The following is a 19214-nucleotide window of genomic DNA, read 5'->3' as shown; positions in this document are numbered from 1 at the left end:
GTTGTCATGATCCGCGCCACGCAGGTTCGTCCGCAGGTTCGCTGGACCGAAGCCGCCGCCGATACGGTGGTTCTCGGTTTCGACGACCGGCATCGGCGGCGCATGGCGATGACCGGCACGCGCGGGCTGGAATTCCTGCTGGACCTCGAGGAAGCGATAGCGTTGCGCGGCGGCGACGCGCTGGTGCTGGATGACGGGCGGCTGATCGAAGTGGTCGCAGCACCGGAGCCGCTGGTGGAAATCCGCGGCACCGATCCGCATCATCTGGTGCGGGTGGCGTGGCATCTCGGCAACCGCCATCTGCCGACCCAGATCGTGGGCAAGGGACTGCGCATCCGCCGCGATCATGTGATCGAGGAGATGGTGAAGGGCCTCGGCGCGCGCGTCATCGTGATCGAAGCGCCGTTCGATCCGGAAGGCGGCGCCTATGCCGGCGGCGGTCATGCGGCGCACGGCCATGGCCAGCACGATCACGGCGATCACAAACACAGTGGTCACGATCAAGCGCATCACGACCACGACCATCACCACGGTCATTCCCATGCTCATGACCACGAGCACTGACCGCGCTGCGGACGACGCCTTGGCAGAAGCCGAGGAATCGGCTGCGCTGTTTAGATTAATGACATGGCTGTCGCCGTCGTTTCCGGTCGGGTCGTTCTCCTATTCCAGCGGCATCGAATGGGCGGTCGAAGCCGGCGACATCAACGACAGGGCGTCGTTGCAGGACTGGCTGACCGTCATGCTGCTCGAAGGGGCCGGCTTCTGTGACGGTATCTTCCTGTGTCATGCGCATCGCGCGGCGCATGCGTCGGACGCCCGGGCCTTGAGCGAAATCCTGGAACTGGCGGCTGCGTTCACGCCCTCGCGCGAGCGGCATCTGGAAACGACAGCGCAAGGACGCGCCTTTGTCGAGATCGCGCGATCCGCTTGGAACTGCGCGGCGCTGGATCTGCTGAGGCCGCATCTGGCAGGGCCGATTGCTTATCCGGTGGCCGTCGGCGTGCTGGCTGCTGGGCATCGCCTTCCGCTGGTCCCGACAATGCACGCCTTTCTTCACGCGACCACGTCGAACTGGATTTCGGCGGGGGTCCGTCTCATTCCGCTGGGGCAGACCGACAGTCAGCGCGTTCTGGCCGCGCTGGAGCCCGTGATTGCTGCGACGGCGGAAAAGGCGCTGAATGCCACGCTCGACGATCTCGGCAGCGCCACGTTCCGCGCGGATCTGGCGAGCATGCGCCACGAAACCCAGTACACAAGGCTGTTCCGGTCATGAGCGCGATTGCCTTTGCGATCTTTGTTGTTCTGACCACGGTCGCGGCGCTTCACGTGGCGTGGGGCGTCGGCGTCCGCTGGCCGCGAAAGACCGACGCCGAACTGGTCTCCGCCGTGGTCGGTCATGCGAGCGACAAGATGCCGTCGCCCAACCAGTGTTATCTTGCAGCGCTCGCGATCTATATTCCGGGCACCATCGCGCTGATGCTGGCCGGCCTGATCGGCACATCGGTGTCGCCGTCGATTGTTCTGCTCGCGGGACTGGTGGCCACACTGGTGTTCGCGGGGCGCGGCATTGCCGGTTATCTACCGGCGTGGCGCGCGCGGTTTCCGCGCGAGCCGTTCGCGACCTACGATCGCCGGTATTATTCGCCGCTGTGCCTGATCCTCGCGGCCGGTTTCGCGATTCTGTTTTTCAATGGAACGAGACTTTTGTCATGACGAAATTCAATGGACCGCTTCGTGTCGGCATCGGCGGCCCCGTCGGGTCGGGTAAAACGGCGCTGATGGATCTGCTCTGCAAATCGATGCGCGAGCATTACGAGATCGCGGCCATCACCAACGACATTTACACCAAGTGGGACGCGGAGTTTCTGGTCCGTTCAGGGTCACTCACGCCGGATCGCATCGCAGGCGTGGAGACAGGGGGCTGTCCGCACACCGCGATCCGCGAAGACGCTTCGATGAATCTGGCCGCCGTCGCCGATATGCGCCTCAAGTTCCCCGATCTCGATCTGGTGCTGATCGAATCCGGCGGCGACAATCTCGCGGCAACCTTTTCGCCGGAACTCGCCGATCTCACCATCTATGTCATCGATGTTGCTGCCGGCGACAAGATTCCGTCCAAGGGCGGCCCCGGCATCACGCGGTCGGATCTTTTGGTCATCAACAAGATCGATCTCGCGCCCTATGTCGGTGCATCGCTCGAGAAGATGGATACTGACACAAAGCGCATGCGCGGCGAACGGCCGTTCGTCATGACCAACCTGAAAAAGAGCGAAGGTCTCGATCGCATCATCCGTTTCATCGAGAGCAAGGGCGGTCTTCGTGCGCCGGCTCCGGCCGCCGTTAACTGAAACGCCGGACGTCAGACGAAAGGTGACATCAGATATTCTGGAACGGCAGGCTCCTGTCGGGGTTAGCCTGCATGAAACAATCGACAACAACTCCCGCACGAGATTACAGCGGCTTCTTCCTGGGGGCGGTCCTGCTTGGAATCATCGTCATGGTCCTTGGCCTGAGCATGGCTTCGGCCCGCTCGGCTCCGGCCGATTGTCATATCGAGCAGCAACAGTCCGAATGTTAACCTCCGCCGCTCACCCATGGCCCGGGTTTACCATGATGGGTATATTTTCCGGACGCGGGAACCATTTCGCCGCGACTAAATTGATCTATTTACGATACATTCAGGCCACGCCGGCTCGCTCCGTTCTCGATCCGGCGGCATCAGAGCACCCATGAATATTAGTTCGGCCGCTGCATTAGATTGCCGTTTCCGCCTGGCCCGCATTGTTTGCCCGCGGCCGTTTTCATTCCATCTCCCTTTTTTCGAGTAAGTGCGTGCTCCGTCTCGGCTTCATCATCGGACTGATGGCAATTATCGGAGTGATCATCTCCGGTCTTGCGGCATTGAAGGTCTACGATCAGGAACTGGCGATTGGCCGGACTGCGCTTGCCCGCGCTGTGGATAGCCATGCCAGTCTCGTTCAGGAGCGTTTGAGCGAGCGCGAGTTGCTCACCCGGGTCGCCGTCGGGCTTTTCCGTTCACCGGTTGTGAGCATGGCCAATGCGCTGCAGCCGTTGCGGTCGTCGATCTATGCCTTCAAGACCGATTTCCTTGTCGCAAGCTGGATTGCGCGCATTCCGCGATCCGATCTCGGCCGCGTGCAGACCGAACTGAGGGCCGCGGGTTTCCCCAATCCGACGCCGCGGAACGCCGACGACAGTCCGCTCAATCTGGCGACGGTGCGCGATCCGGCAAGCGTGCTGATGGATGTGGAGCCGCAGAACGAGGAAACCAGGCCTTTCGCCGGACGCATTCTGGACAGTCATCCTGTGGTCGGGCCCATGCTGGTGCGCGCCGTGGAGGAAGGCAGGCCGGTTTCCTCGGAACCGTTCGTGCTGTTGCGTAACGGCGGTCCCATGGGCGTTGTGCTGGCTGCACCCGTCCGGACCGAGGGCAGCAGCACCGTTGCAGGCTTTCTGACCATATCCTACCGGCTGGCGCCGCTGATGCTGGTCAACGATGACCTGTCGCTGTTTTCCGTGGCACTGCGCGATCCGCGAAACGCCTCCGAGAATCTGAGCGCCGACGCGGAAGGAAACGTCACCTCCGAGCCGCTTTTGCTGGATGCCGACAATCCACCGCTGCTGCGTGTCGTGGCCTTCGGCGCGCGGGACTGGACCCTGATCTACTACGCGAAAACCAATGCTGCGGCACGCGCCCAGGAACTTGCGGTTATCGTGATGCTGATCGGCGTGGCGCTGGTCGTCATCCTGTGCGGTCTGTTCGGATATGTGTCCTACAACAATATCCGGCTGAGCCGCGAGGTGCAGACCCGCATCGGATTCGAGCGGCGGCTCACCACGGTGATCGACGAACTCAATCACCGCGTGAAAAACATCCTGGCGGTGATCCAGTCGATCGTGACCCGGACGATGCGGCACGGCGCGGATATCGATGTCGCGCGCGAGCTTCTGATTGGCCGCATTCACGCCATGTCGCATGTCGTGTCGCTGCTGAGTGAAAGCCAGTGGCAGGGTGTCAGGCTCAAGGGCCTGTTCGAGCCGCGTGCGATTCCCCATGCGGATCGCATCGCGCTCACCGGCCCGGACATTATCGTCAGCGCACGCGCGGCGCAGAGCCTGTCGCTGCTGTTCTTTGAACTGGCGTCCCATGCGGACGAGGGCCTGTCGCTGGTCGGCAAGCATCCGCATATCGTCGCGGCGTGGAGCGTCTCGGACGACCAGCAGGATCCAGTGTTTCATTTCCGTTGGGAGGAGTTCAATACCAGCGCCGCTACCCGCCGGACTGACAGCGAGTTCGGGCTGGTGCTGCTGGATCGCGTCGCACCCGAAGCGCTCGGCGGCACATCGAAGCGATATTTCACGGATGTCAGCTACGTCTACGAACTCACGGCGCCGATGGCTACTGTGGTGGACGAGATCGAAATGGACCGCACCGAACGCATCGGCGCTCCGGTGACGAGGCGCTGACATCGGCGGATGAGGATTGCGCCGCGGACAGTCGAAGAAACAAGAAGAAATAAAAAGCGGTCACGTGTGAGTGGCCGCTTTTTGTTGTGTCTGAAGGGCGCGGTTTAGCCGCCGCTTCCGCTGATCACGGCGCGGATCGTGTCGTCGGGTCCGAAGTCCTCGGCGCCATCGACGTAGAGCAGTGCGCTCAGTTTCGATCGCGCGCGGTTGACCCGGCTCTTAATGGTGCCGACCGCGCATCCGCAGATGGCGGCGGCATCTTCATAGGAGAAGCCTGACGCGCCGACCAGAATGAGCGCTTCGCGCTGATCCTGCGGCAGCTTCTCAAGCGCCCCGCGAAACTCCTCGAACTCGAGGTGCGCGCTTTGCGCCGGCTGCGACTTCAGCGTCTTGGCGTAGCTGCCATCGGCATCCTCGACCTCACGCCGCCGCTTGCGATAGTCCGAGCGGAACAGGTTGCGCAGGATGGTGAACAGCCATGCCGGAAGGTTCGAACCCGGCTGGAACGAGTCGATATGCGCGAGCGCCCGTAACAGCGTTTCCTGAACGAGATCGTCCGCACGGTCGGCGTTGCCGCTAAGCGAAATAGCGAACGCGCGCAGGCTCGGTACGGTTGCGAGAATGTCGTCACGAAGTGAATCTGTGAGAGGCATCAGTCCCTCCCATCTTTGGTCGTATCTCCGCTTATCTGTGAAGCCGCATCTTGTGAGTCAAGCTGGCGGATCAGATCTGCAAAACGGTCCGGCACGCCTTGGCGAACCACATCATCGTACATGGCGCGAAGCTGGTGCCCGATCCGTGATTGAATTTCGGAGTTCAAGCCACCTTGCTTGCCAGCTCCGGTGGCTGCCCTGTTAACTTGAGGCTTCAATTCTTTCATTGGCCCGATCCGTTGTCCCCATTTAGCTAACTAGCTAGGAATAAAAGAGTTTTTTGTTTCTTTGAAGCCTTTCAGCCCCCGAGATCACGTCTTAAACGAGGGGATCGCCAGAAAGTTCCGGCGTCGAGGAACTTTTCTGGGATTTATGCGTAGATAGTCGGAAGCGGGGCGCCGGCATCACCATGTTGCAGGTCCCAGGCCGAAATCAGACCAATTGATTGGAGGGGGTATGTCTCGTTCTCAGCTCGTTGCTGAACATCTGCCGCTGCTGCGGCGTTATGCCCGTGCGCTCACCGGAAGCCAGGCATCGGGCGATGCCTATGTCGCGGCCATGCTGGAAGCCTTGTTACAGGACCCGTCCTTGCTGGAAGAAAAAATGGGGCCGCGCACCGGCCTGTTCCGGCTGTTCACCCAGATCTGGAATTCGGTCTCGCTGAACGAGAGCACCGACAAGGGCCCGGCGCCGGCGTCCGAACAGCGCTTGTCTAGCCTCACGGCGCTCGCACGCCAGGCCTTCCTGCTGCTGTCGCTCGAGGGCTTTTCGGAAGAAGAGGTCGCTCACATTCTGGATACCGACGTGACACAGGTTCGTGACCTCGCCGATACGGCGGGACGCGAACTTGCAGCCGAGATCGCGACCGACGTCCTGATCATCGAGGATGAAACCTTCATCGCGATGGATCTTGAAAGCCTGGTCAGGAATCTGGGTCACAACGTCATCGGCGTGGCGCGAACCCATACCGACGCCATCTCGTTGGCGAAGACCAAGAGGCCCGGCCTTATCCTGGCGGACATCCAGCTCGCGGACGGAAGTTCGGGGCTCGACGCGGTCAACGAACTGCTCAAGACGTTCGAGGTGCCGGTGGTGTTCATCACAGCCTACCCCGAGCGTTTCCTCACCGGGGAGCGGCCTGAGCCGGCGTTCCTGATCTCGAAGCCGTTCCAGCCGGCCATGGTGTCGGCGGTGGCAAGCCAGGCGCTGTTTTTCCAGCGCAATTCGCGCAGCCGGCCCAAAGCTGCCGCGTCCTGAACACGGCGCTGTAATCAAAAAGCCGGACCGGGGTAAAGCCCGGTCCGGTTTTTTGCATGGTCGCGTGTCCGGCAAAGAGAAAAGGGGTGCGGCCGGCATCACCACAGCCACACCCCCGAAAGCCGGTCGATTAGGGGCAGGGGGATGACCGGCTTTGAGACAGACGCCGGACTCACGAAAGCGTTCCCAGGTCCAAAAAAATATTCTGACCTGATTCGCCGCCTGCGGAGCTTTCCCCGCCGGCAGGCCCGGAACGAAGCCCGACAAGCCACGTTATCCAGAAGCCGTGATCGTGCGGCAGGACAACGTGTCGAGGCCGCAAATGTCGTACATGGCTTCAGGAACTCTGGGAGTGGTGGCGGGTGTGCTGGCGCTGGGCGCCGTGCATCTCGAAGTGTCGGCAGGAAACGATCTGCTTGGTCCGATCCAGCGCAGCGACGCGCGCATGACCCTTCCGGCGCGGGCGGTCGATGACGCGACTGCAATGAATGTCGATCGCGCGGCGAAGGGTGACCGCGAGACAGCGGTGAAGCCTGCCGGAGGCATGACCATATCCGTGCCCGCGCCAAACATGCCCGATACATCGGTGCTGGTGCGTGTCCCGGCCGGTGAGGCTGCCGATGCGCTCCGCAAGCCTCCGGCCGCAACCACCGGCTTCAAAGGGGGATCTGCCGCACCGTCACGCACCATCGCGTGCGAACCCGTTGTGAGCGTGCTGACCGCTGTGGCGAAGCAGCTCGCGCCCGGGCGCTGCATCACCTGATCGCTATAGAGATCCGAGGCAAAGAAAAAGAGCGCCGGGTCGGCGCTCTTTTTTGCTATCCTGCACCGGCCTATTCGTCCGCCGGTTCCTCTGTGGTGTCGTCATCGGCCGTGCGCCGGCTCGCCATCAGGCCGAGCGCGATACCGCCGATCGCGACCAGCGGGATGATGCGTTTCAGTCCGACGGTGCGGACGATCTGCAATCCGGCAGCCAGCACCATCGGATCGCTCAACGCGGACTGCATGGCCGATTTGCCGGGTTTGCTGGGTTCAACGGGCCGCTTTTTAGCCTGCCGCTTGCTGACGGAATAGCAGATCGCGGCCAGCAGCGCCGCCACGAAGAAGACGCCGGCGCCTGCGAGGCAGGCCTGCAGCAATCCGTAGTTCTGAAGCACGACGACAAAGGCTGCGGCGCAGAGAAACGCTGCGGTGATGAACAGGGAAACCGCGACGGCGGCCGCAAGCGATGTCAGCCGCAACGCGCCGCCGGCACGGTCCCGGACGTCATCCATGAACTTCTGAAACATCGAAAATCCAATCTCACTATGCGTCAATAAAACGACATGGTTGCGCCACCGGCGTTATGCCGGCAGCGCTTTTCAAATAGCCGGATCAGCGCCGCCACGTGACGCCGATCAGGAAGCCGAGCCCGACGGCAAGGCCGACAGCGGCCAGCGGGCGCTGCATGATCGCGTCTTCGAGCGAATCCTCCAGCGTGCTGGCGTAATCCTGCGCGGCGTCGAGAGCCTCGCTGCCATGCTTGCTGACGTCTGACATCATGGAATCGACGTTGGAGCGGGCCTGCTTGTAGGTCCGCTTGGCCTGCTTGCGGGCGTCGACCTTGAATGCTTCGAGTACGTCCGAGATCTGGTCTGCGAGTGCTGAAATATCGTTCTTCACGGCGTCTATATCCTTCTTAAGGCGTTCGGATGTGGCTTTGTCAGTCATGTTCCTCATCGCGTCTTCACCGTCGGTGCTCGACATCGAAAGCTCCTGGAAAACCGCAGCTCTTGGAAACCGCTTGTGTGATCAGAAACGTCCGGTGGATGTGAAGGTTCCATCGCTGCTCATTCGTCGGGCAGCCGCGTATCCTGGACCGGCATCAGGTGCTCCTTGAGGACCAGCCCGACGATGAGAAGCGGCGATGACAGAAACGCGCCCATCGGTCCCCATAGCCACGTCCAGAAGGCGAGGGTGACGAACACGGCGAGCGCGTTCAGCTCGAGCCGTCGTCCGATAATCGTTGGCGTGATGAAATGGCCCTCAATAAAGGCCACGGCGCCAAAACCGGCGGCGGCCATGAGACCTGCACCCAGCGTCGACGACGTGATGATGCCGACAACCGCCAGTACGGCGAATGTGACGATCGGGCCGATGATCGGAATGTAATTCAGCGTCGCGGCGAGCGCGCCGAGACCGGCGGGGTTCGGCATTCCCGTCACGGCGCAAATCAATCCGGTGGCAACCCCGAGCCCCATGTTGATCAGCGTGACCGTCAGGAGATAGCCGCCGAGGTTGCTCTCGATCTCGTTCAGGATGCGCAGCGCGCGCAGCCGGGCATCATGGTCGGTGAAATTGAGCACGAGCGCGCGGCGCAGGTCCGGCCAGCTTGCGATGAACAGCACGAGAACCGCGAAAAACAACAGGATCTCGGTGAACGTCGGCGACAGGAATTCGAGCGTCGGCTGCACCCATTCGACTTTCGGAAATGAAAAGCCCGTCTCGCCCGCCGGAGCCGCTCCGAACAGGCCTTGCAGTTGGTGCCAGAGCGCGATCGGCCGGTCGAAGACGTGAAACTTGTCCTTCAGTTGCGGTCCAAGCTCGGGCAGCCGCGCCGTCCATTCCATCAGGGGCGCGGAAATCAGCGCGACCATGAAGACGATCCCCGCGAAGGTCGCGGAGACGATCAGGACCGCCGAGATGGAGCGGGGAATGCCGTAGCGTTCCAGAACCTTCGCGGCGGGAGACAGCATCGTGCCGATTACAAGCGCCGTGACGGTAGGCAGGAAGAACGCGCGCGCAAAATACAGCACGGCGACGAGGGCGATGATCAGCAATGCCACCAGCGAAAAGGAAACGACATCGGCCCGTCGAACGGTCGGAGGTCGCTCGCTTTTTCGCTCGTCTGGAGATGATTTCACCTCCGGACTTTTCGCAGCGTGCACCTCGCGGCGCACCTCGGCCATTGTCAGATTCTGCCGAGCAGCAGGAGAATGACAACGATCACAAGGATGGTGCCGACGATGCCGGATGGGCCGTAACCCCAGCTCCCGCTGTAGCCCCAGCTTGGAATGACGCCGAGCAATATCAAAATCAGAATGATGACGAGAATGGTCCCAAGTGACATGGCAATGATCCTCAACGTGCTTGGCCAGCCGCCTACCGTGCGCCGGCTTCCGGCACCGCTAACCGTCGGAGGGTCCCAAGGTTCCGCCGTCCGGACTTAAACGCAGCCCGATGCCAGCCAGACAAATTCGTGTTGCAGGGCCGGCGCGGGAACCAAATGACGCAGGACGGCGTTCGCTCTGTATCCGCACTCACCGGGTGCGATTGTAAAAACGGGGGCTGGTCATGAGTCATTCAGCGCAAGCGGCGTCTCGCAGTTCTTCATTCCGTATTTTCCCCCAGTCTCTTCTCGGCTTCGCGGTGGCGGCGATCGTTCTTCCGGTCGCGCTGGCGACTCCGCTGGCTGCTCAAACGCTTGGCTATGCTGGAGATTCCCAAAGCCTGAATGCTCAGGGCTCGTTCTGGTCGGATCGGCAGGCGCTGCCACAGCCCGGCGTGACCGAGGACGAGGGAGACGGGTCGGCAATTCTGCCTGAGCGTCTTCAGCGCAAGGTCGTCTCGTTCGAGAGCCGCGAAGCGCCCGGCACCATCGTGATCGATACCGGCAACACCACGCTTTACTATGTGCTCGGGCCGGGCCGCGCTATCCGCTACGGCGTCGGCGTTGGCCGTGAGGGCTTCACATGGTCGGGCGTACAAACGGTTTCGCGCAAGGCCTCGTGGCCGGACTGGACGCCGCCGACGGAGATGATCGCGCGCCAGCCTTACCTGCCGCGGTTCGTGGCAGGCGGTCCGGGAAATCCGCTGGGCGCCGCCGCGATGTATCTCGGCTCCAGCACTTATCGCATTCACGGCACCAACGATCCGTCGACCATCGGCAAGTTCGTCTCCAGCGGCTGCATCCGTCTGACCAATGAGGATGTGCAGGATCTGGCCAGCCGCGTCACCGTCGGCACGAAGGTTGTGGTGTGGCCGAAGACGAGATCGGTGCAAATTGAGGCAAAGGCCATTCATCGTAGCAATGAAAATTCACCGAACGCGCGGCCCGACCGGCGGATGTCACAAAACATCCGGATGTCGGGATTATATTAAACACCTGTTTGGAAGTGCTGCTTAACGAGGTGTCCGCCAGTTGAGGCATAAGTGCCCGCCAAGAGGTTCACGATGCGTAAGTCAACTCAGTCCATATCAGCTTCGTTCAAGTCAGCGCGCTCCGTCGCTTCCGGATGCTTTGCTTTTGCAATCATCGTTGTTGTCGGCTGTCTGTCGGCGTCGACCGCATCGGCGTGCGATCCGTTCGCGGCCCTCTTCGGCGGTTGCAACGACCGGGCGTCTCCCCATCAGTCGTTCGGTTACGCGGCTGATCCTGGTGAGGCCCCCGCGCCGTCGAGGCGCGTAAACATCTACGGCGGACGTTACAGCGGCGGAGGCTCGGCCTATTGCGTGCGGACCTGCGATGGCCGCTACTTCCCATTGCCGGCGACAGGCGGCCAGAGCCGCGCCGAGGCGTGCAAGAGTTTCTGTCCGGCCAGCGACACCAAGGTGGTGCTGGGCAGAGATATCGATAACGCGGCGACCGAAAGCGGCAAGCCGTATTCGGCATTGCCGAACGCATTCAAGTATCGCACCGAGCTTGTCGCCGGCTGCACCTGCAACGGCAAGGATTCTGCGGGGCTCGCCAGGATCGACGTCGAGGACGATCCGACCTTGCGCAAGGGTGACATTGTTGCCGGTCCGAACGGTTTGATGGTCGCTGGCGGCAGCAAGAAGAACCGCAGCGCGGCGCTCAATTTCTCGCCCGCGCCGAAGTCTGTGCGTGCGCAGTACGAGCGGGTGTCGTCGGTCTCGCAATAACGCTGTTCCAGAAACGGAACCAATCCTGAATGGGATCGTTGGTGAGGAGGGATGCGGGATGCTGTCTCGTGACCCTGTCGAACCGATTTCATGAGGGGTCACCATGTCTTTGCTTATCAGCGCGCTGATCACATTTCTCGTCGTCATTCTTGTTCTTTATCTGGTCAATTTGCTTCCGATCGATGGTCGCGCCAAGCAGATCGTCCGCGTTATCGTCATCATCATTGGCATCATCTCGCTGTTGAGAGTTTTGGCGGTGTTCTAGGCCGCGCCGGATTCGAGCGAAGGCCTGTACGAAAAAAGCCCCGGCATTGCGCCGGGGCTTTTGTTTTGGAACGACGCACTTTGATTTTGCGTCTCGCTACTTCAGCGTCTTGAACCAGTCGTCCACGTCCTTGTGGATCTGATCCTTGGCGAAGCCATAACGCTGCTGGAGCTTGCCTTCGAGCTGCTCTCGGCGGCCTTCGATGACGTCGAGATCGTCATCGGTGAGCTTGCCCCATTTTTCCTTCGCAGCGCCCTTGAATTGTTTCCAGTTCCCTTCAACGCGGTTCCAGTCCATCGGCTTCCTCCTGTGTTGGAATGCCCGATAACGATGGGACGATGCGATCGTTCCTGCCGGAACTGCGGCGAAGTGGCGTCATTCGATAGAGGGCAACGATAACCATTTGAATCAAAAACCCCGGCGCATGCGCCGGGGTTTTCGTATCACTTCAATTCACCGGTAGATCAGCCCGCCGCCTTCGCTTCCTTGCGGCGTGCGTGCAGGATGAACTCGGTGTAGCCGTTCGGCTGCTCGCGGCCCTTGAAGATCAGGTCGCAGGCGGCCTGGAACGCGACGCCGTCGAACTTCGGTGCCATCGGCCGGTACAGCGCGTCGCCGGCGTTCTGCTTGTCCACGATTACCGCCATGCGCTTTAAGGATTCCATCACCTGATCCTTGGTGACGACGCCCTGATGCAGCCAGTTGGCGAGATGCTGCGCGGAGATGCGTAGCGTCGCGCGGTCTTCCATCAACCCGACATCGTGAATGTCCGGCACCTTGGAGCAGCCGACGCCCTGATCGATCCAGCGCACCACATAGCCGAGGATGCCCTGACAGTTGTTGTCGATCTCCTGCTTGACGTCGTCCGGCGCCCAGTTCGACTGCGACACCGGAATGGTGAGGATGTCGGAGAGCTTCGCCTTCGCGCGTGACTTCAGTTCCTTCTGGCGCGCGCCGACATCGACCTGGTGATAATGCAGGGCGTGCAGCGTCGCGGCGGTGGGCGAGGGCACCCACGCGGTCGATGCGCCGGCCTGCGGATGTGCGACCTTCTGCACCAGCATGTCGGCCATCTTGTCGGGAGCCGCCCACATGCCCTTGCCGACCTGCGCGTGACCCGGCAGGCCGTTGGCCAAACCGGTGTCGACGTTCCAGTCTTCATAGGCCTTGATCCAGGGCTGCGCCTTCATGTCGTTCTTGCGGATCATCGGGCCCGCTTCCATCGACGTATGGATCTCATCGCCGGTGCGGTCGAGGAAGCCCGTGTTGATGAAGCAGATGCGCTGCGCGGCGTTCTGGATACAGGCCTGCAGGTTCACCGTGGTGCGGCGTTCCTCGTCCATGATGCCGACCTTGAGGGTGTTTGCAGGCAGGCCGAGCACCTTTTCCACGCGGCCGAAAAGTTCGACCGTGAGCGCGACTTCGTCCGGGCCGTGCATCTTCGGCTTGACGATATAGACCGAACCCTTGCGGCTGTTCTTGAGTTTGGTCTTGCCCTTGATGTCATGCAGCGCAAGCAGGCCGGTGACGGCGGCGTCGAGGATGCCTTCGGGAAGCTCCTCGCCCTTGCTGTCGAGCACCGCGTCGGTGAACATGTGATGGCCGACGTTGCGGACCAGCATCATGCTGCGGCCGTGCAGCGTCACCTTGCCCTTGCCGTCCGGCGCTGTGTAGACGCGGTCAGCATTGAGCTTGCGCTGAAGCGTCTTGCCGCCCTTCTCGAAATCCGCCGACAGCGTGCCGTTCATGAGGCCGAGCACGTTGCGGTAGACCAGAACCTTGTCGTCGGCGTCCACCGCCGCAACAGAGTCTTCCATGTCGAGAATGGTCGAGACCGCCGATTCCAGGATCATGTCGGAAACGCCGGCGGGATCGTCCTTGCCGATGGTGTTGCTGCGGTCGATCTGCACGTCGATGTGCATGCCGTTGTTGACCAGCAGGATCGCGGTCGGCGAGGCCGCGTCGCCCTGATAGCCCACAAGCTGGGTCTTGTTCTTCAGCGCGGTGGCGTTGCCGCTCTTGAGCTTGGCGGCGAGCTGGCCGTGCTCGATGTGATAGGCGGTAACGTCGCTGTGATTGCCGGTCGCGAGCGGCGCGGCCTGATCGAGGAACGCCTTGGCCTTGGCGATCACCTTGTCGCCGCGCGCCTTGTTGTAGCCCTTGCCAGTCTCCGACGCATCGTGCGGGATGGCGTCGGTGCCATACAGGGCGTCATAGAGACTGCCCCAGCGCGCGTTGGCGGCGTTCAGCGCGTAACGCGCATTGGTCAGCGGCACGACGAGTTGCGGCCCGAACATGGTCGCGAGTTCTTCATCGACGTTCGCGGTTTGCACGTCCTTCGCGGCGGGCTCCGGCAGCAGGTAGCCGATTTCTTTCAGGAACGCCGTGTAGGCGTCCATGTTGAACGCCTTGCCCTTGTTCGCCTTGTGCCATTCGTCGATCTTGGCCTGAAGCCTGTCGCGCGCGGCCAGCAGTTCGCGGTTGCGGGGCGCGAGGTCGTTCACGATGGCGGCGAGCCCGGCCCAGAAGGCATCGGGCGAAACGCCGGTGTCGGGAGTTGCTTCCTTGGCGATAAAGTCGAACAGAACGGGCGCGATCTTGAGGCCGCTGGCGTCGATACGTTTCATGATAAATCCCACGGAAAACAGCGTTTCAAACGCTGTTTTGAAGCTTCAGGTAAGGTGATGATGGCCACGGAAAGTGGCGTCGTGAGGAAGGTTTTAGCGCCAAAGGCGGGCCAATGAGAAGGCCCTTTCCCGGTCCGAAAGACGTATACCACGGGCCTGCAAATGGCCGATGCGACGAGGCGCGGAGCGCCGATCTAGTGGCCGGGGCCTGCGGATGACGTCTTGCCATACCGCTCCAGCGTCACCTTGACCAGAATGGTGACAAGCGCCACGGCGGTCAGCACGGTCGCCGCGGCAAACGCGCCGGCGACATTGTAGTCCTGATAAAGCAGTTCGATCTGAAGCGGCAGCGTCGTGGTCTGGCCGCGAATGTTGCCGGATACCACCGTCACCGCGCCGAATTCGCCCATCACGCGCGCGTTGCAGAGGATGGCGCCGTAGACCACCGCCCATTTTACGTTCGGCAGCGTGACGCGCCAGAAGGTGATGAAGCCGCCCGCGCCGAGCGTCACCGCGGCTTCTTCCTCGTCGGTGCCCTGCACCTGCATCAGCGGAATCAGCTCGCGGGCGACGAAGGGCGCGGTGACGAACAGGCTCGCCAGAAAGATCGCCGGCAGCGCGAACATCACCTTGATGCCCAGCGACTCAAGCAGCGGCCCGAACAGGCCTTGCGAGCCGTAGACAAAGAGATAGGCCACGCCGGCGACGATCGGCGAGATCGAGTAGGGCAGTTCGATCAGTGAGATCAGCAGCGTCCTGCCCCTGAAGTCGAACTTGGTCACCGTCCATGCCGCGGCCAGTCCGAACAGGATGTTGATGGGCACCACGATCAGCGCCGTCAGCAGCGTCAGTCCGATGGCGTGCATCGTCGCGGGTTCGGTGAGATTGCGCATGAAAACGCCGACACCTGACGACAGCCCCGACGTCACGATCAGCACCAGCGGCGCCACCAGAAACACCGCGGTCATCACCAGCACGGTCCACAGCACGATCCGCCGCGTGACCTTGCCGCCGCCGACCGGATGCTGCATCCATTCGGCCTGTTCGCTGTCGCGTTCCGATGCAATGGACATCAGACCTCTCCGCGGCCGACGTAACGCAGATGCCAGGCCTGCACGAGATTGGTGAAGATCAGCATCGCGAACGCCATCAGCAGCATGATCGCGGAGATCGCGGCGGCGGCCTGGTAGTTGTATTCGTCAAGCCGGATATAGGTCAGCAGCGCGACAATCTCGGTCTTCATCGGCTGGTTGCCTGCGATGAAGATCACCGCGCCGAATTCGCCGAGGCTGCGCGCGAAGGACAGTGAGCAGCCGGCGAGGAACGCCGGAAAGATCGCCGGGAAGATGATCTTCCAAAGGATCTGAAAATCGTTGGCGCCGAGCGAGCGCCCGGCTTCCTCGACCTCCGAGCCCATGTCTTCGATCACCGGCTGCACGGTCCGAACCACGAAGGGAATGCTGGTGAAAGCCATGGCGATGGCGATGCCGAGCGGCGTGTAGGCGACCGCGATTCCGATCTTGTCGAGCGGCGCGCCGAACCAGCCGTTCTTGGCGAACAGCGCGGTGAGCGCGAGACCCGCGACCGCGGTCGGCAGCGCGAACGGAATGTCGACCAGCGCGTCGAGAATGCGCTTGCCGGGGAAACTGTACCGCGCCAGCACCCATGCCAGCAGCAGGCCGTAAATGGCGTTGAAGATGGTGGCGGCGAAAGCCATGGTCACGGTGACGCGAATGGCCGACAGCGTGCGCGGCGACGACAGGATGTCCCAGAACTGCGCGAGGCCGATGCCCGAGGCTTTCAGCAGCAGCGCGCACAGCGGCAGCAGCACGATTGCTCCGAGATAGAGAACGGTCGTTCCCAGCGCCAATCCGAAACCTGGGATGACCCGGCGTCGCAAATCAAATCATCCACTTCTGAGATTCAGGCAAAGCGCTGCTACCAGTTCCGCTTTGGGCCGTCATTGCCGGGTTTGACCCGGCAATCCATCTTTTTAGAGCGTTGTCTCCAAAGGATGGATGCGCGGGTCAAGCCCGCGCATGACACCCTACATCTGCGAACTTACTTGTTCGCGCCGCCAAACAACTGATCCAGCTTCGCGCCGGGGTTCAGGTGTTCTGCATTGACCTTGTCCCAGCCGCCGAATTCCTTCTCGATGGTGACGAGCTTCACCGCCGGGAATTGGCCCTTGAACTTCTCGGCCACAGCCTTGTCGTTCACGCGGTTGTACTGCTGGGCGAGAATGGTCTGGCCTTCCGGCGTGTAGAGATACTCGAGATAGGCCTTGGCGAGCGCCTGCGTGCCGTGCTTCTCGGCAAACTTGTCGACGACGGTGACGGGGAATTCCGCCAGCAGGCTCTGGGATGGCACCACGACCTGATACTTGTCCTTGCCGGCGATGTCGCGGATGCCGTTGGTCTCGGCCTCGAAGGTGATCAGCACGTCGCCGGTCTGGCGTTCGACGAAGGTCGTGGTCGCGCCGCGCCCGCCGGTGTCGAACACCGGAACGTTGGCGAACAGCTTCTTGATGAAGTCGTCGGCCTTCTCGGCGCTGTCGTACTTGCTCTTGGCGTAGGCATAGGCGGCCAGATAGGTGTACTTGGCGTTGCCGGAGGTCTTCGGGTTGGGGAAGATCACCTTGACGTCGGCGCGGACCAGATCGTCCCAGTCCTTGATGTTCTTCGGGTTGCCAGCGCGCACCAGGAACGCCGGCAGCGAATAGTACGGAGACGAATTGTTCGGCAGACGCTTCTGCCAGTCGGCAGGGATCAGCTTGCCCTTGTCGGCGAGCACCTGCACGTCGGGCACCTGATTGAAGGTCACGACGTCGGCTTCCAGCCCTTCAAGAATCGCGCGCGCCTGGCGCGTCGATCCGGCATGGGACTGGTTGATGGTGATGTCCTGGCCGGTCTTGGCCTTCCAGTGTTTGGCGAATTCGGGATTGATCGCTGCGAACAGTTCGCGCGAAATATCGTACGATACGTTGAGCAGCGTGGTCGGCGTCTGCGCCTGCGCGGCGGATACGATGCCGACGCTGGCGGCGAGGGCGATGAGAATCTTGCGCAAAGTATCTCTCCTAACTGGATTCGTATGGCTCAGATATTGGCGGCGAGATCGTCGAGATCGCCGAACAGCACGCCGGTGTTTGCGAGCAGCCGTTCGATCGCGTCGGCGGCCTCGGTGACGGAGCGCGTCGACGTATCGATGGTCAGCTCGGCATTGGCGGGCGGCTGGTAATCGTTGGCGATGCCGGTGAAGCTCGGCAGGTTTCCGGCGCGCGCCTTGGCGTAGTGACCCTTGGGGTCGCGGCTTTCGCAAACCTCTGCGGGCGTCGCGATGTAAACCTCGCGGAACAGGTCGTCGGCGATACGCCGCGCGTTGGCGCGGTCGTCGATGGCGGGCGACACGGCGGCGACGATGGCGATGTGGCCGTTACGCGCCAGATGCGTCGCCACTTCGGCGAGGCGGCGGATGTTCTCGGCGCGGCTTTCGGGCGAGAAGCCGAGATCGCTGTTGAGGCCTGCGCGAACGGTGTCCCCGTCCAGAAGGATGGGTGAGCCGCCGCGCGTGAACAGCTTGCGTTCCAGCGCGCGCGCCAGCGTCGATTTGCCGGAGCCGGGCAGGCCCGTCAGCCAGACCACCGCGCCGCCATGGCCGTAGCGCGCGGAGCGTTCGTCCGGCCGCAGCGCGGATTCCACCGGCACGATGTCGACAGGAACGGCGCGCTGGCCGGAATCGACGCTCAGCACGAGGCCGCCGCCGGCAATGCGTCCGTTGACCTCGATGACAAGACGTCCGGTGCGCGAATTCTCGGTATAGGGATCGGCGGCAACAGGCTTCGCCAGTGAAATGTCGATTTCGCCCACATGATTGCGCGCGATCGCAGACGTCTCGACGCTGGCGAGTTCGCCCGGATCGACCGCCTTGTCGATGGCAACGATGGTCGCGCGGGATTCCATGGTGCCGAGCCGCACCAGAACCGATGCGCCGGCTTTCAGCGGCGCGTCGTGCAGCCAGAAGATGCGGGCACGCAGGCGGCGCGTGTCGCGCGGCGCGGCGGCGATATGGGCGATGATGTCGCCGCGTTCCAGAAACAGTTCGCGGTCGAGCGTGATGCCGACGGAGCGTCCGGCGCCTTGCCGCCCGAACACCGGCGTGACCGGCCAGCCTTCGACCGATTTCACCTTGGCGATCTTGCCGGCGGGCATGATGACGATTTCGTCGCCGGCGCCGATGGCGCCGGATTCGACACGGCCCGCGACAATGCGCCGGTCGTCGAACTTGTAGATCGCCTGCACCGGCAACCGTAATGCCAATTCATCGAGCGCGCGCGCGGGCGTCAGCGCGTCCAGCGCCTCGACCACGGTCGGGCCGCTGTACCACTTGATGTTCGGGGTGCGCTCGGCGACGCCGTCGCCGTCGCGCGCGGAAATCGGAATGACAGCGGTCGGCGTGACGCCGAGGCCGACCAGATGCGCGGTGATCTCGTCGCTGATGTCCTTGAAACGAGATTCGCTGAAATCGACGCGGTCCATCTTGTTGACGACGACGGCGACCTGTTTGACGCCGAGCAGATGCAGCAGATAGCCGTGACGCCGTGTCTGGTCGCGCACGCCTTCCAGCGCGTCGATGATGAGCACCGCGCCGTCGGCCTGCGATGCGCCGGTGATCATATTGCGCAGGAATTCCGCGTGGCCCGGCGCGTCGATCAGCACGACGTCGCGCGATTTGGTCCGGAAGCGGATCTGCGTGGTGTCGATGGTGATGCCCTGGTCGCGCTCGGTTTGCAGCGCGTCCAGAAGGAAAGACCATTCGAACGGCATGCCGCGCCGCGCGCTGACGGCCTTGAGCATTTCCAGCTTGCCGTCCGGGAGGCTGCCGGTTTCATGCAGCAGGCGGCCGACCAGCGTGGACTTGCCGTGATCGACGTGACCGACAATGACGATGCGCACTTGCGGACGGGTGGTGCCGTTCGGCGTGGCGAGAGAGGTCTTCGTGACAGCGATGTTCATGGCGGCG

The 19214-nt window shown here is 62.3% G+C and carries 23 protein-coding genes; 11 read left to right on the top strand and 12 right to left on the bottom strand.

The features are described from left to right. The first annotated feature begins 6 nt into the window (after positions 1–6). The 6 genes from AC1RKJ_RS10765 (at position 7) to AC1RKJ_RS10740 (ending at position 4491) form a co-directional block, all read left to right on the top strand. A complete protein-coding gene (locus AC1RKJ_RS10765) occupies positions 7–564 on the top strand; it encodes an urease accessory protein UreE (protein ID WP_492790950.1) in 558 nt (185 codons plus the stop codon). Further along, positions 458–1276, top strand: a complete 819-nt coding sequence (locus tag AC1RKJ_RS10760; protein WP_492790949.1) for an urease accessory protein UreF — start codon at positions 458–460, stop codon at positions 1274–1276. The genes AC1RKJ_RS10765 and AC1RKJ_RS10760 overlap by 107 nt, the downstream gene beginning before the upstream one ends. After that, complete coding sequence (locus AC1RKJ_RS10755; protein WP_492790948.1) at positions 1273–1716, top strand: DUF3995 domain-containing protein; 444 nt, start codon at positions 1273–1275, stop codon at positions 1714–1716. Before AC1RKJ_RS10760 ends, AC1RKJ_RS10755 begins: the two co-directional genes overlap by 4 nt. Further along, complete coding sequence (gene ureG / locus AC1RKJ_RS10750) at positions 1713–2351, top strand: urease accessory protein UreG (protein ID WP_492790947.1); 639 nt, start codon at positions 1713–1715, stop codon at positions 2349–2351. Before AC1RKJ_RS10755 ends, ureG begins: the two co-directional genes overlap by 4 nt. A gap of 71 nt (positions 2352–2422) precedes the next feature. After that, positions 2423–2581 (top strand): hypothetical protein, encoded by a 159-nt coding sequence (locus tag AC1RKJ_RS10745; protein WP_492790946.1) that lies wholly within the window; start codon positions 2423–2425, stop codon positions 2579–2581. A gap of 254 nt (positions 2582–2835) precedes the next feature. Continuing rightward, the gene (locus AC1RKJ_RS10740) at positions 2836–4491 is read left to right on the top strand and encodes a CHASE domain-containing protein (protein ID WP_492790945.1); all 1656 of its coding nucleotides are present in this window, start codon (positions 2836–2838) and stop codon (positions 4489–4491) included. 104 nt (positions 4492–4595) lie between these two features. Here AC1RKJ_RS10740 and AC1RKJ_RS10735 read toward each other — a convergent pair whose 3' ends face one another. After that, positions 4596–5144 (bottom strand): sigma-70 family RNA polymerase sigma factor, encoded by a 549-nt coding sequence (locus tag AC1RKJ_RS10735; RefSeq protein WP_492790944.1) that lies wholly within the window; start codon positions 5142–5144, stop codon positions 4596–4598. Next, entirely contained in the window at positions 5144–5371 is a 228-nt protein-coding gene (locus tag AC1RKJ_RS10730; protein WP_492790943.1) for a NepR family anti-sigma factor, read from the bottom strand. Before AC1RKJ_RS10730 ends, AC1RKJ_RS10735 begins: the two co-directional genes overlap by 1 nt. A gap of 229 nt (positions 5372–5600) precedes the next feature. Between AC1RKJ_RS10730 and AC1RKJ_RS10725 the strand changes: the two genes are divergently transcribed. Both AC1RKJ_RS10725 and AC1RKJ_RS10720 read left to right on the top strand, forming a co-directional pair. Next, the gene (locus AC1RKJ_RS10725; protein WP_492790942.1) at positions 5601–6401 is read left to right on the top strand and encodes a response regulator; all 801 of its coding nucleotides are present in this window, start codon (positions 5601–5603) and stop codon (positions 6399–6401) included. Between the two features lie 331 nt (positions 6402–6732). Further along, positions 6733–7164, top strand: coding sequence for a hypothetical protein (locus tag AC1RKJ_RS10720; protein WP_492790941.1), 432 nt, complete (start codon positions 6733–6735; stop codon positions 7162–7164). A gap of 70 nt (positions 7165–7234) precedes the next feature. Here AC1RKJ_RS10720 and AC1RKJ_RS10715 read toward each other — a convergent pair whose 3' ends face one another. The 4 genes from AC1RKJ_RS10715 to AC1RKJ_RS10700 form a co-directional block, all read right to left on the bottom strand. After that, entirely contained in the window at positions 7235–7690 is a 456-nt protein-coding gene (locus tag AC1RKJ_RS10715; RefSeq protein WP_492790940.1) for a hypothetical protein, read from the bottom strand. Between the two features lie 85 nt (positions 7691–7775). Next, positions 7776–8147 (bottom strand): ElaB/YgaM/YqjD family protein, encoded by a 372-nt coding sequence (locus tag AC1RKJ_RS10710; RefSeq protein WP_492790939.1) that lies wholly within the window; start codon positions 8145–8147, stop codon positions 7776–7778. A gap of 83 nt (positions 8148–8230) precedes the next feature. After that, positions 8231–9349, bottom strand: coding sequence for an AI-2E family transporter (locus AC1RKJ_RS10705; RefSeq protein WP_492790938.1), 1119 nt, complete (start codon positions 9347–9349; stop codon positions 8231–8233). A gap of 2 nt (positions 9350–9351) precedes the next feature. Continuing rightward, entirely contained in the window at positions 9352–9510 is a 159-nt protein-coding gene (locus tag AC1RKJ_RS10700) for a DUF3309 family protein (protein ID WP_492790937.1), read from the bottom strand. Between the two features lie 224 nt (positions 9511–9734). Between AC1RKJ_RS10700 and AC1RKJ_RS10695 the strand changes: the two genes are divergently transcribed. The 3 genes from AC1RKJ_RS10695 to AC1RKJ_RS10685 all read left to right on the top strand — a co-directional run bounded on the left by AC1RKJ_RS10695 (position 9735) and on the right by AC1RKJ_RS10685 (position 11568). Continuing rightward, positions 9735–10541, top strand: a complete 807-nt coding sequence (locus tag AC1RKJ_RS10695; protein ID WP_492790936.1) for a L,D-transpeptidase — start codon at positions 9735–9737, stop codon at positions 10539–10541. A gap of 72 nt (positions 10542–10613) precedes the next feature. Then, entirely contained in the window at positions 10614–11303 is a 690-nt protein-coding gene (locus AC1RKJ_RS10690; protein ID WP_492790935.1) for a DUF2865 domain-containing protein, read from the top strand. 103 nt (positions 11304–11406) lie between these two features. After that, complete coding sequence (locus AC1RKJ_RS10685) at positions 11407–11568, top strand: Thivi_2564 family membrane protein (RefSeq protein WP_492790934.1); 162 nt, start codon at positions 11407–11409, stop codon at positions 11566–11568. A gap of 96 nt (positions 11569–11664) precedes the next feature. Here the strand turns inward: AC1RKJ_RS10685 and AC1RKJ_RS10680 are convergent, their stop codons facing one another. The 6 genes from AC1RKJ_RS10680 to cysC all read right to left on the bottom strand — a co-directional run bounded on the left by AC1RKJ_RS10680 (position 11665) and on the right by cysC (position 19207). Beyond that, a complete protein-coding gene (locus tag AC1RKJ_RS10680; protein ID WP_019199909.1) occupies positions 11665–11865 on the bottom strand; it encodes a CsbD family protein in 201 nt (66 codons plus the stop codon). A 167-nt stretch (positions 11866–12032) separates the two neighbouring features. Next, complete coding sequence (locus AC1RKJ_RS10675) at positions 12033–14195, bottom strand: malate synthase G (protein ID WP_492790933.1); 2163 nt, start codon at positions 14193–14195, stop codon at positions 12033–12035. A gap of 194 nt (positions 14196–14389) precedes the next feature. Next, complete coding sequence (cysW, locus tag AC1RKJ_RS10670; RefSeq protein ID WP_492790932.1) at positions 14390–15268, bottom strand: sulfate ABC transporter permease subunit CysW; 879 nt, start codon at positions 15266–15268, stop codon at positions 14390–14392. After that, on the bottom strand, positions 15268–16095 hold the full coding sequence (cysT, locus tag AC1RKJ_RS10665) for a sulfate ABC transporter permease subunit CysT (protein WP_492790931.1): 828 nt from the start codon (positions 16093–16095) through the stop codon (positions 15268–15270). Before cysT ends, cysW begins: the two co-directional genes overlap by 1 nt. A gap of 161 nt (positions 16096–16256) precedes the next feature. After that, positions 16257–17261 (bottom strand): thiosulfate ABC transporter substrate-binding protein CysP, encoded by a 1005-nt coding sequence (cysP, locus tag AC1RKJ_RS10660; protein WP_492790930.1) that lies wholly within the window; start codon positions 17259–17261, stop codon positions 16257–16259. 29 nt (positions 17262–17290) lie between these two features. After that, the gene (cysC, locus tag AC1RKJ_RS10655; RefSeq protein ID WP_492790929.1) at positions 17291–19207 is read right to left on the bottom strand and encodes an adenylyl-sulfate kinase; all 1917 of its coding nucleotides are present in this window, start codon (positions 19205–19207) and stop codon (positions 17291–17293) included. Between the last annotated feature and the right edge of the window lie 7 nt (positions 19208–19214).

Source organism: Afipia sp. GW822-FHT04G07 (genome assembly GCF_058800765.1).
Note: the sequence above shows the minus strand (reverse complement) of the source record. Positions and strands in the feature narration are given on the sequence as shown.